At 71.9% G+C, this 12,545-nt stretch carries 8 protein-coding genes; 6 read left to right on the plus strand and 2 right to left on the minus strand.

Going from position 1 to position 12,545, the window contains the following annotated elements:
• The first annotated feature begins 10 nt into the window (after window positions 1-10).
• The 3 genes from AOK08_RS15260 (at window position 11) to AOK08_RS15270 (ending at window position 3,693) form a co-directional block, all read left to right on the plus strand.
• Window positions 11-3,052 (plus strand): helix-turn-helix transcriptional regulator, encoded by a 3,042-nt coding sequence (locus AOK08_RS15260; protein ID WP_198539275.1) that lies wholly within the window; start codon window positions 11-13, stop codon window positions 3,050-3,052.
• Between the two features lie 45 nt (window positions 3,053-3,097).
• Window positions 3,098-3,328 carry a DUF6191 domain-containing protein gene (locus AOK08_RS15265; protein WP_055526107.1) on the plus strand — a complete coding sequence of 77 codons (231 nt, stop codon included), beginning with the start codon at window positions 3,098-3,100 and terminating at the stop codon, window positions 3,326-3,328.
• A 107-nt stretch (window positions 3,329-3,435) separates the two neighbouring features.
• Window positions 3,436-3,693, plus strand: coding sequence for a hypothetical protein (locus AOK08_RS15270; protein ID WP_063794059.1), 258 nt, complete (start codon window positions 3,436-3,438; stop codon window positions 3,691-3,693).
• 36 nt (window positions 3,694-3,729) lie between these two features.
• Here AOK08_RS15270 and AOK08_RS15275 read toward each other — a convergent pair whose 3' ends face one another.
• Together AOK08_RS15275 and AOK08_RS15280 are read right to left on the minus strand one after the other, a co-directional pair.
• Window positions 3,730-4,920 carry a PQQ-dependent sugar dehydrogenase gene (locus AOK08_RS15275; RefSeq protein WP_241826960.1) on the minus strand — a complete coding sequence of 397 codons (1,191 nt, stop codon included), beginning with the start codon at window positions 4,918-4,920 and terminating at the stop codon, window positions 3,730-3,732.
• Window positions 4,921-4,991: 71 nt separating this feature from the next.
• Window positions 4,992-6,014, minus strand: coding sequence for an aldo/keto reductase (locus AOK08_RS15280; RefSeq protein WP_055526108.1), 1,023 nt, complete (start codon window positions 6,012-6,014; stop codon window positions 4,992-4,994).
• Window positions 6,015-6,089: 75 nt separating this feature from the next.
• Here AOK08_RS15280 and AOK08_RS15285 point away from each other — a divergent pair, with 75 nt between their 5' ends.
• The 3 genes from AOK08_RS15285 to AOK08_RS15295 all read left to right on the plus strand — a co-directional run bounded on the left by AOK08_RS15285 (window position 6,090) and on the right by AOK08_RS15295 (window position 12,537).
• Entirely contained in the window at window positions 6,090-7,040 is a 951-nt protein-coding gene (locus AOK08_RS15285; protein WP_055526130.1) for a 2-hydroxyacid dehydrogenase, read from the plus strand.
• Window positions 7,041-7,238: 198 nt separating this feature from the next.
• On the plus strand, window positions 7,239-10,433 hold the full coding sequence (locus tag AOK08_RS15290) for a putative bifunctional diguanylate cyclase/phosphodiesterase (RefSeq protein ID WP_107100951.1): 3,195 nt from the start codon (window positions 7,239-7,241) through the stop codon (window positions 10,431-10,433).
• A gap of 256 nt (window positions 10,434-10,689) precedes the next feature.
• The gene (locus AOK08_RS15295) at window positions 10,690-12,537 is read left to right on the plus strand and encodes an acetolactate synthase large subunit (RefSeq protein WP_198539274.1); all 1,848 of its coding nucleotides are present in this window, start codon (window positions 10,690-10,692) and stop codon (window positions 12,535-12,537) included.
• The last annotated feature ends 8 nt before the right edge of the window (window positions 12,538-12,545 follow it).

A 12,545-nucleotide genomic window follows, 5' to 3' on the forward strand; every position in this document is an offset into this window, starting at 1 on the left:
GCCCCGTGCGATGCTCTGGCCTGTGGAGACCAGGTCCGTCTGTCCGGTGTTCGTAGGTCGAGCCGATGAGTTGGGGGTGTTGCACGACGCGCTTGCCCGCGCCGCCGCCGGTGAGCCGCAGGCGCTGCTGCTCGGCGGGGAGGCCGGGGTCGGCAAGACGCGGCTCGTCGAGGAGTTCGCCGGCGCGGCCCGTGACCTGGGCGCCGTCGTCGCGCTCGGCGGCTGCGTCGAGATCGGCGCCGACGGCCTGCCCTTCGCGCCCTTCTCCACCGCCCTGCGTGCCCTGCGGCGGGCGCTGCCCGACGAACTGGCCACCGCCGCCGCCGGACAGGAGCAGGAACTGGCCCGGCTGCTGCCCGAACTGGGCGAGACCGGCACCGGCCGGCACGACGAGGAGGGCATGGCACGCCTCTTCGAACTCACCGCACGCCTCCTGGAACGCGTAGCCGCGGACCGTACGGTCGTCATCGCCCTCGAAGACCTCCACTGGGCCGACGCCTCCACCCGCCACCTGCTCGCCTACCTCCTCCGCACCCTGCGCACCGGCCGCCTCGTCGTCCTCGCCACCTACCGCGCCGACGACATCCACCGGCGCCACCCACTGCGCCCCCTGCTCGCCGAACTGGACCGGCTGCGCACCGTCCGCCGGATCGAGCTGGGCCGCTTCAACCGCGCCGAAGTGGGCCGTCAGATCGCCGGGATCCTCGCCGCCGAACCCGAACCGGCCCAGGTGGACGAGATCTTCGGCCGTTCCGACGGCAACGCCTTCTTCGTCGAGGAACTCGCCGTCGCCGCCCACGAGGGCTGCCAGACCCGGCTCACCGACACCCTCCGCGATCTGCTCCTCGTCCGCGTCGAAAGCCTGCCCGAGAGCGCCCAGCGGGTCGCCCGGATCGTCGCCGAGGGCGGCTCCACCGTCGAGTACCGGCTGCTCGCCGCCGTCGCCGGACCGGCCGAGGACGAACTCATCGAGGCACTTCGGGCGGCGGTCGGCGCCAACCTGCTGCTCGCCACCCCGGCCGGCGACGGCTACCGTTTCCGGCACTCCCTGGTCCGCGAGGCCGTCGCCGACGACCTGCTCCCCGGCGAACGCTCCCGCCTCAACCGCCGCTACGCCGAGGCCCTGGAAGCCGACCCGACGCTCGTCCCCGCCGACGAGAGCGCGATGCGCCTGGCCAGCTACTGGTACCACGCCCACGACCCGGCCAAGGCCCTCCCGGCCGTCCTGGACGCCTCGGTCACCGCCCGCCGCCGGTACGCCTACTCCGAGCAACTGTGGCTCCTGGAACGGGCGATGGAGCTGTGGGACGCGGCCCCCGACGAGGTACGGGCCGCGCTCCGGCCCGTCGACCACACCGAGGTCTACCCTCCCTGCGGCTGCGACCCGGCCGTCGGCGCCCTCCGCTACCTCGACCTGCTGGCCGAGGCCGCCGTCGCCGGCCGGCTGTGCGGCGAACGCGAACGCGCCCTGAAGATCATCAAGCGTGCGCTGCGTCTCCTGGAGGACGACGGCGACCCGCTGCGCGCCGCCTGGTTCTGGTGCCAGCGCTCCCGCCTGGTCCAGGCCCAGTCCCGGGGCGACGGCTGGCAGGAACTCGGCACCGCACAGGAACTCGTACGCGGCCTGCCGCCCTCCGAGGTGCATGCCGAGGTCCTGGCCAACGTCGCCGCCTGGTCGATGCTGCGCTCACCCGGCCCCGACGCCCTCGCCGCCGCCGAACAGGCGGTCGAGTACGCCCGGATGGTGGGCGCCCACGAGACCGAGCTGCACGCCCGCCTCACCCACGGCATCCTCCTGGTCGACGCCGGGGCCACGGAGACCGGGTTCGCGGAGATGCGCGCGGTCAAGGAACAGTCGGTCGCGGAGGACGTCTTCTTCGTCGCCGGACGCGCCTACATCAACCTCCCCAACGGACTCGAGTCGGTCGGCCGCTCCCGGGAAGCCGTTCCCGTCCTTGAGGAGGGCATCGCCTACACCCGGAAGTTCGGGCTGCTGGACTCCGAGGCCTGGGTGTGGGGCAACCTCTCCGAATCGCTGTACTCGCTCGGCCGCTGGGACGCCGCCGCCGACGCCGCGACGAACGCGCTGCGGCGCGGGCACAGCACCAAGCCGCAGGGCGCCGGCGCCGTCTCCCTGGCCCGGCTCGCCCTCGACCGGGGCGACCTGCCCGAGGCCGCGCGCCAACTGGCCACCGCCCAGGAGTACTTCGGCAGTCATGACCCCGTGCCCCAGCACGATCTCCTGCTCGTCCTGATCACCCTCGGGCTCGCCGCCGCCGAGGGCCGCCTCCACGACGCCCGCACCGAACTGGACCACGTCCTGGACACCGGCTTCCCGCCCGGCACCCACCGCTACGGCTGGCCATTGCTGCTCGCCGCCGCCATCGCCGAGGCCGACGCCCGCGCCCTGCCCACCGCCGGGGCGGGCCGGCCGGCGGTCCTCGAACGCATCCGCGACACCGCGCAGAAGCTCACCACGGGCGCCCCCGTCTGGCTCGCCCACGAGCAGTGGGTCCGCGCCGAACTCGACCGCGCCGCCGGCACCGCCGACCCCGACACCTGGTCGCCGCTGGTCACCTCCTTCGAGGCCCTGGACCGCCCGTACGACCTCGCCCGGGTCCGCCACCGCCTCGCCGAGGCACTGCTGACGGACGGCGCCGGACCCGACGACCGCGACCGGGCGACGGAACTCCTCCGCCTGTCCGCCACCGTCGCCGATCACCTTGGCGCCCGCCCCCTCGCCGACGCCGTCACCCTCCTGGCCCAACGCGCCCGCCTCTCCCTGGCTCACACCCCGTCCCGGCCCACGGCGGACCCCGCACAGTCCCTGGGCCTCACCAGCCGCGAACGGGACGTACTGCGCCTGGTCTCCGCCGGCCGCACCAATCGCCAGATCGCCGGGGAGCTCTTCATATCCCCCAAGACGGCGAGCGTCCACGTCTCCAACATCCTGGCCAAGCTGGGCGTCTCGGGCCGGGGAGAGGCGGCGGCGACGGCACACCGGCTGGGGCTCTTCCCACCGGAGACGGTCCCGGCCCCGACGGCCGGCTGAGGCGGAGAGTTACGCTTCAAGAGACCCAGGCCCAGGGGAGGCCCCGTGTTCAACATGTTCGAGGAGCTCTTCGCACCAGGACGCAAACACCAGCGCGACGAACAGAACCGGCTGGAACTGACCCGCGTGGACGTCGGCGACGGCGACCCGGGACGCGGGCCGATAGACCTCGCGTCCGGAAAAGTCGTCGTACGCCCGTCCGAGAAGCCGGATCCGGCAGAGGCGCCTGATCAGCCGGAGCGACCTGAACCGCCGGAAGCCTCTCAGGAACCCTGAGCGGATGCCTCGGGTCGGCGAGAGCCGGTCGAGGTTGTTCCCGGCCGGTGCACACCGACCACCTCGAACCGGGACACTGACGGCACGACAAGCTTCGCGGAGGTGCGGTGCTGTATCAGATCGAGTTCACCGAGCGTGCCGCCGTACAGCGCGACACGCTTCCCGAGGACCGGCGCAAGCTCCTGGAGCGCGGGCTGCTGAAGCCGGCCGAGGATCCCTTCACACCGGTGTCGCAGGCCGTCAGCGGCGAGGACATCCGGGTGGTGTCCGTCGCCCCGGGGCTGATCGTCGGCTACCTGGTCCACCGGGCGTTCCTGATCCTGGTCTCGGTCGCGGTCCTCGACCAGTCGTTGACAGACGAATAGGCCTCCGCGACAGACGAACAGGCCCCTGCCGGACAGCTACGACACCTGAAGCTCCAGGATCCGGTCGTCCCCCCTCTCCGGGGACCCCCTCCCGTCCGTCTCGCTCGTCATCAGCCACAGCTTGTCGCCGCCCGCCGACACGACCGTACGGAGCCTGCCGTAGCGGCCCTTCAGGAACGCCTGCGGGGCCGCCGACGCCTCCGTGCCCTTCAGGGGGATCCGCCACAGGCGCTGCCCCTTCAGCCCCGCCATCCATATCGAGCCCTCGGCGTACGCGATGCCGCTGGGGGACGCCTCGTCCGTGTGCCACTGGGCGACGGGGTTGTGGAACGCGGGGTCGTCGCTGTGGCCCTCAGCCTCGGGCCAGCCGTAGTTGTCGCCCGGCTTGATCTGGTTCAGCTCGTCCCAGGTGTCCTGGCCGAACTCCGAGGCGAACAGCCGCTGCTTCCGGTCCCAGGCGAGGCCCTGCACATTGCGGTGGCCGTACGAGTACACCGGGGAGTCGGGGAAGGGGTTGCCCGGGGCGGGTTCGCCTTCCGGGGTCAGGCGCAGGATCTTGCCGCCCAGTGATGCCTTGTCCTGGGCCAGCCCGGTGTCGCCGCTCTCGCCGGTGCCCGCGTACAGCATCCCGTCCGGGCCGAAGGCGATCCGGCCGCCGTTGTGGATGTAGCCCTTGGGGATGCCACGCAGGACCGTGTCGGGGGCGCCCAACCGCTCGCCCGCCGGTTTCTCCTCCTCGTACAGCATGCGGGCGATCCGGTTGTCCGAGTCGGTCGTGAAGTAGGCGTAGACCATGTGGTCAGACGCGAAGGACGGCGACAGCGCGAGGCCCAGCAGACCGCCCTCGCCGGCGGCGGAGACGCCCGGCACCTCGCCCACCTCGGATTTCTTGCCCGTCTTCGTGTCGACCCGGGTGATCGTGCCGTCGTCGCGGGAGGAGACCAGCAGATCGCCGTCCGGCAGCGGGGCCAGGCCCCAGGGGGTCTTCAGGCCCTCGGCGACCGTGCGCACCACCCTCACAGAGCCCTTGGCGGGCGGGGCGGACTCGGTCACCCGCGCCGGGGGTGACGACCGCGCGCTCGTACGGCCCGGCGGCGCACTGCCGTCCCCGCCCGGGCCACCGCCGTCCCCCCGCTCGCCGGAGGAGCAGCCGGACGCGAGCAGGAGCGTGGCCGCCGCCAGTACGGCCGTCAGGGCTCCGCGTTGCACGATCCTGGTCACGATCATGGTCCCTTCGACGCGCGGCGGGTTCTCCATGTCATACACCGCTCGCGCCCCACGAGTTCCCGATTCCGGCCTCAGTCCCACGATCCCTGGGCCCTGGGCAGTGCCGCCACCTCGGCCAGGTCCGCCGCCGACAGCCGCAGCGGCGCGGCCCCCGCGTTCTGCGCCACCCACCGCTCGTGCTTCGCCCCCGGTACGGGCACCACGTGCCGGCCCTGCGCGAGCACCCACGCCAGCGCCACCTGGGCCGGGACGACGTCCGGACCGATCCGGCCCGCCACCCGGCGCAGGCCCGCCACGATCGGCTGGTTCGCGGCCATCATCTCGGCCGTGAAGCGGGGATGACGGGCCCGGATGTCCTCCCGTTCGAAACCCTCGCCCGGAGTCAGCGTCCCGGTCAGGAAGCCGTTGCCCAGGGGCATCGCCGCCAGAAAGCCGACCCCGCGCGCGGCGCACCACGGCAGCAGCGTGTCCAGCGCCTCCCTCGACCACACCGACAGCTCGGCCTGCACCGCGCTGACCGGAAACACCTGCTGCACCCGCTCCAGCTGGCGGATCGTCGCGTCGTGCAGCCGCGCCCCCGCCCCGGCCCCCGCACCGGTCCCCGTACGGCGCTCGGCCCGCGCGCCCATCGCGGACAGGCCCAGCGCCCGCACCTTTCCCGCCTGTACGAGCTCCGCGAGCGCGCCCCAGGTCTCCTCGACGGGTACCTCCGGGTCCGCGCGGTGCAGTTGGTACAGGTCGATGACGTCCGTCTGGAGACGGCGCAGCGAGGCGTCGCAAGCCCGTTTGACGTATCCGGGGCGGCCGTTGGCCACGATGTGCTGATCACCCACCAGCAGACCGACCTTCGTCGACACGAAGGCGTCCCGGCGCCGCTCCCGCAACACCCGTCCCACCAGCAGCTCGTTGGTGAACGGGCCGTACATGTCGGCGGTGTCCAGCAGCGTCGAGCCCTCGTCCAGGGCCCGGTGCACGGCCCGCACCGACTCGTCGCCACGCCGCCGGGAGGCGCTGTACGCCCAGGTCATCGGCATGCACCCGAGGCCGACCGCCCCCACTTCGAGCGCCGTCGCGCCGATCGTCCTGCGCTCCACCTGGTCGTGAACCTCTCTCTGCTCGCCCCCAAACCTAACCTCTGTACGCACAGGGGTTCGCCTAGGCTCGTGACCATGACTGCTGACGTGTGGCTCCCCATCCCGCCGGAGGAGATCGAGGGCCTGCCCGAAGGGCCCAACTACCTCTTCTGGAACGGCGATCACGACTACCCGGGGAACCCGGCCGACTGTGTGTTCTACGTCGTCCCGTACATGAAGCCCGTCGAGGTCTGCGTACGTCCCCTGCCCGCCATGACGGGTGTCCGCGTGGTGCAGACGCTGACCGCGGGCGTCGACAACGTCCAGCCCGGGCTCGCGTACCTGCCCGCAGGCGTACCGCTGTGCAACGCGCGCGGTGTGCACGAGGCGAGCACCGGGGAACTGGCCCTCACCCTGATCCTGGCCTCCCTGCGCGGCATCCCCGAGTTCGTGCGGGCGCAGGACAAGGGGGAGTGGCGGGGCGGCTTCCGGCCGGCGCTCGCCGACAAGAGCGCCCTCATCGTCGGCTACGGGGCCATCGGCGCGGCCATCGAGGACCGGCTCGCGCCCTTCGAGCTCGCGCGGGTGGCGCGCGTCGCGCGCTCTGAGCGCACCACGGCGCGCGGACCGGTGCATCCGCTCACCGAACTGCCCGCCCTCCTGCCCGAAGCCGACATAGTGATCCTCGCCACTCCTCTCACCGATCAGACAAGAGGGCTGGTGAACGCCGATTTCCTGGCCCGGATGAAGGACGGGGCACTCCTCGTGAACGTGGCCCGCGGGCCCGTCGTCGACACCAAGGCGCTGCTCGCCGAGCTGGAGTCCGGGCGCCTCACGGCCGCCCTGGACGTCACCGACCCCGAGCCGCTGCCTCCGGGGCACCCGTTGTGGCAGGCGCCCGGAGTGCTGATCAGCCCCCATGTCGGCGGCCCCACGTCCGCGTTCCGGCCGCGCGCCGAGCGGCTGCTGGTGGACCAGCTGGGCCGGTTCCTGAACCGGGAGCCGTTGCGGAACGTGATCCTTACGACGGGGGCGGCCGGCGCGTAGTCCGGTTCGGACACCCTTCGCATTCCCCCGTATGCGGGGTGTGTCGCTGCCGCCGTCCGCCGTTACGGAGAGTAGAGGAACTATGTCCCTGAGTGACGAGACTGGTGTATCGTCCCGACAGGGGCTGCGCCGCGAACCGTTCGGCGCCGGGGATGGACATTGCAGACTGTGAGGGGGGCGACGGGCGATGCACGGCCAATGGACGAACGATCCGACGCGGCAAGGCCGCCGGCGGCGACCCTGGCGTACGGCCACGCGCAGACGCGGCCACGGCAGCCATCATCAGCACCGCCGGCCCAGCGGGCGCCGGAGGCACACCCACACCGCGCCGCCGGCACCCGGCGCGCACCCCGCGCGGGGGCTCCCGCCGGCCACGGCCGCGGTGCGGGCCCGGGGCGTCCGGTGAGTTCCCCCGGAGCGCTGCTGGCCCGCCGACCGGTCCCCGGCAGTGGCGCGAGCCTGGTCTCGCAGCTCGTGCTGGCCCTGGTCTGCGCGGGATACGCCGTCGGTTCCGCGCTCGGCTGGGGCTCACCCCGGCTCGCCCTGATCATGGGTGACTTCGGCCTGAGCGTCGCGGCGGCCACCGCGGCCGTGTCCTGCTTCCTCTACGCCCGCCGCCGGATCCGCTTCCGACCCGCCTGGCTGCTGTTCGGGCTGTCGTCCGCCATGGCCTCCCTGGGCAACCTCGTCTGGGGGTGGTACGAGGTCGTGCTCGACGAGACCGTGCCCAGCCCCAGCTTCGCCGACCTGTTCTTCCTGTGCTTCGCGCCACCCGCCATCGTGGGACTCCTGGTCCTCGCCAAGCGGCCGGTGACGAAGGCCGGCTGGGTCTGCATGGTCCTGGACGCCTGGCTGATCGGCGGCTCGCTGCTCACCCTGTCCTGGAGTCTCGCCCTGGCACAGGCGGCCAAGGCGGACGGGCCGAGCGTCGCGCACACCGCGCTGTCGCTGGCCTATCCGCTGCTCGACATCGCCCTCGTCAGCATGGTCCTCGCGCTGCACTTCCGGCGCTCGACCGGCAAACGCTCCGCCGCGAACACCGCGATCGGCGCGCTCGCCCTGACCGTCGGCTGCGACGCCCTGTTCACCTCGCCCCTGATGCACAACAGCTACCACTCGGGCCAACTGCTCGACGCGGGCTGGTTCGCGGGCTCGCTGCTGCTGGCGTACGCCCCCTGGGTCGACTCCGGACAGAGCGCCCCGGGCGAGCCCGAGGGGCACACGCGCGTGGTGCACGAACACCGCCCCGCGCGGCAGCACCCGGACCGGCCCGGGGGACAGCGGCCCGTACTCCGCCAGGGCCAGGCGCCCGCAGCCGGCCAGGGACGCGTGCATCCGCCCGCACCGGGAGGCGAGCACAGCAGGTATCCGGCCACCCGGCCCATCACCGGCTCGCTGGCGGCGCTCACGCCGTATCTGGCCGCCGCCGTGTGCACGCTGGGCGTTCTCTACAACGTTCTCAACGGCCGCAGCCCGGACCGCGTCGTCCTCATCACCGCGGGTGGCGTCGTCCTCGCGCTGGTCATGCGCCAGGGCATCATGCTGCTCGACAACATCACCCTCACCCAGGAACTGGCCCAGAAGGAGAACCACTTCCGCTCCCTGGTCCAGGGCTCCAGCGACGTCATCATGATCGCCGCTCCGACCGGGATGCTGCGCTACGTCAGCCCGGCCGCCGCCGGGGTCTACGGACGGGCCGCCGAGGAACTCGTGGGCACCGAACTGGCCCATCTCATCCACCCGGAGGACCTGGGCTGCGTGGTGCACGAAGTGCGCCGCTTCCTCGCCGCCAGCCCCGGCGACGAACCCACCACCCGCATCGAGTGCCGCTTCAAGTCCGGCGACGGAGGCTGGCTGAACGTCGAGTCCACCGTCAACCGGCACCACGGAGGCCTCATCTTCAACAGCCGGGACGTCACCGAGCGGGTGCGGCTCCAGGCCCAGTTGCAGCACAACGCCGAGCACGACCCGCTCACCGACCTGCCCAACCGCGCGCTGTTCACCCAGCGTGTGCAGCAGGCCCTGTCCGGCCGCCGCTCCACCGACCGGGGCACGGCCGTCCTCTTCATCGACCTCGACGGCTTCAAGGCCGTCAACGACACCATCGGCCACCAGGCCGGGGATGAACTGCTCGTCCAGGCCGCCCGCAGGCTCCAGGACGCCGTCCGGTACGGGGACACCGCCTCCCGCCTCGGCGGTGACGAGTTCGCCGCCCTGATCGTCGGGGACGGCACCCGGGACCGTACGGCACGCGAGCGCCACATAGGGGAACTGGCCGACCGGCTGCGGCTCACCCTCTCCCAGCCCTACGACATCGACGGCAACGATGTCCGGGTCAACGCCTCGATCGGTGTCGCCTTCGCCGAGCCGGGCCTCGGCGCGGGCGAACTGCTGCGCAACGCCGACCTGGCGATGTACCGCGCCAAGGCCTCCGGCAAGGGCCGCGTCGAGCTCTACGCGCCCCAGATGCAGCAGGACGTCGTACGCAAGGCGGAGCTGGCCACGCGCCTGCGTGCCGCACTGCACGACGGCGAGTTCGCGCTGCTGCACCAGCCCGTGGTGGCGCTGGACAGTGGCCGGATCACGTCGGTCTCCGCCCAGGCGCGCTGGCGCTCCTCCCAGGGAGTGCTCTTCACCCCCGCCGAGTTCCTGCGCGTCACCGAGGACAGCGACAAGACGGCCGAGCTGGACCGCTGGATGCTGGAGGAGGCCGTCGAACAGGCCGCCGAACGTGCCGCGACCGGTCTCGCCGTACCCGTCGGCGTCCGGATGAGCGCCCGGCGGATCCTCGACCGCTCCCTGCCCCTCGGGTCGATCGAGACCCTGCTGACCCGTCACGGGCTGCCCACCGGCGCCCTGGAGATCGAACTGACCGACACCGACCCCCGGGTCTCCCTCGACGAGCTGGAGCGCCGGCTGAACGCCTTCAGACGCCTCGGCGTCCGGATCGCGCTGGACGGCTTCGGCAGCGGCTACGCGGCGATCACGGCGCTGCGCCGGCTCCCCGTCGACGTACTGAGACTCGACCGCGGTCTGGTCGACGGCGTCGTCGAGTCCGCGCGGCTGCACAAGATCACCAGCGGGCTGCTCAGAATCGCCGGCGACCTCGGGCTCCAGTCCGTGGCCGACGGCGTGGACCTGCCCGAGCAGGTGACCGCCCTGCGCGCGATGGGCTGCACGCACGGGCAGGGCATGGCCTTCTCCGGGCCGCTGGACGAGTACCGGCTGCGCCGGGCCCTGTCCACGGGCCGCTATCCGGTGCCGAAGGGCCCGGCCGAGCCCGCGTTCGCGGGCGGCGGTCCGGGGGTGTACACAAGTACAGGTGTGCCCGCTGTTTTCGGAGGCGGAACAGCCCTCCGTTCACATAATGAGACTCCCGTCCCACCCACTTGACAGTCGGTGTGCGCCGGGGGGAGGGTCGACCCCATGCGCACCCGAATTCTCGTACTTGGAAAGCGCGTCGGCTGACGCTGGTGAACGTTTCGGACGGACCCGGAACTCCCAGCGACCGCACCCGGCGCGCTCCCCTCGCTTGCCTCACGGCACGAGGGGTTTTTTGTTGCACCGGAACCGGTCGATCAGCGACGCAACCGCAACGCACACCGCACAAACCTCGCAAAAAACCCTCAGCATCGAGAAGAGAATGCCGATGACCGAGCAGGCCACCGGGGCCCATCACCCGCAGCCGCGGCCCCGTTCCGGAGGACACCAGTCCGCCCCCGAGCACGTGACGGGTGCGAAGTCCCTCATCCGCTCGCTTGAGGAGGTCGGGGCCGAGACGGTGTTCGGCATTCCCGGGGGCACGATCCTGCCGGCGTACGACCCGATGATGGACTCCACGCGGGTGCGCCACGTGCTGGTCCGGCACGAGCAGGGCGCCGGCCACGCGGCCACCGGTTACGCGCAGGCCACCGGCAAGGTCGGCGTCTGCATGGCGACCAGCGGCCCCGGTGCCACCAACCTGGTGACCCCGATCGCGGACGCGCACATGGACTCGGTGCCGCTCGTGGCGATCACCGGGCAGGTCGTGTCCAAGGCGATCGGCACGGACGCCTTCCAGGAGGCGGACATCGTCGGCATCACCATGCCGATCACCAAGCACAGCTTCCTGGTCACCAAGGCGGAGGACATCCCCCGGGCGATCGCGGAGGCCTTCCACATCGCCTCCACCGGCCGCCCGGGCCCGGTCCTGGTCGACATCCCCAAGGACATCCTCCAGGCCCAGACCGTCTTCCAGTGGCCGCCGGTCACCGACCTGCCCGGCTACCGCCCGGTGACCAAGCCGCACGCCAAGCAGATCCGCGAGGCCGCCAAGCTGATCACCGCCGCCAAGCGGCCGGTGCTGTACGTCGGCGGCGGCGTCATCAAGGCGAAGGCCACGGCCGAGCTGAAGGTCCTCGCCGAACTCACCGGAGCGCCCGTCACCACCACCCTGATGGCGCTCGGCGCGTTCCCCGACAGCCACCCGCTGCACGTGGGAATGCCGGGCATGCACGGTGCGGTCACCGCCGTCACCGCGCTTCAGAAGGCCGACCTGATCGTCGCCCTCGGAGCCCGCTTCGACGACCGTGTCACCGGCAAGCTGTCCAGCTTCGCCCCGCACGCCAAGATCGTCCACGCCGACATCGACCCGGCGGAGATCGGCAAGAACCGCGCCGCCGACGTCCCGATCGTCGGGGACGCCCGCGAGGTCATCGCCGACCTGGTCCAGGCGGTGCAGAAGGAGCACAGCGAGGGTCACACCGGCGACTACGCCGCCTGGTGGAAGGACCTCAACCGCTGGCGCGAGACCTACCCGCTGGGCTACGAGCAGCCCGACAACGGCTCGCTCTCCCCGCAGAAGGTCATCGAGCGCATCGGACAGCTCGCCCCCGAGGGCACGATCTTCACGGCGGGCGTCGGCCAGCACCAGATGTGGGCCGCGCACTACATCCAGTACGAGAAGCCCGCGACCTGGCTGAACTCCGGCGGCGCCGGAACGATGGGGTACGCGGTCCCCGCCGCGATGGGAGCCAAGGCCGGCGCCCCGGACCGTACGGTCTGGGCGATCGACGGCGACGGCTGCTTCCAGATGACCAACCAGGAACTCACCACCTGCGCGCTCAACAACATCCCGATCAAGGTCGCCGTCATCAACAACGGCGCCCTCGGGATGGTCCGCCAGTGGCAGACCCTGTTCTACAACCAGCGCTACTCCAACACCGTGCTGCACTCCGGTCCGGACGACGTCAACCCGCAGGCCAGGGGCACCCGCGTCCCGGACTTCGTGAAGCTGGCCGAGGCGATGGGCTGCTACTCGATCCGCTGCGAGTCCCCCGACGACCTCGACAAGGTCATCGAGGAGGCGAACTCGATCAACGACCGCCCCGTCGTGATCGACTTCATCGTCCACGAGGACGCCATGGTGTGGCCGATGGTCGCCGCCGGCACCTCGAACGACGAGATCATGGCCGCCCGGGACGTCCGCCCCGACTTCGGCGACAACGAAGACGACTGAGCGAGAGA

Source organism: Streptomyces graminilatus (genome assembly GCF_001418565.1).
Lineage (GTDB): Bacteria > Actinomycetota > Actinomycetes > Streptomycetales > Streptomycetaceae > Streptomyces > Streptomyces graminilatus.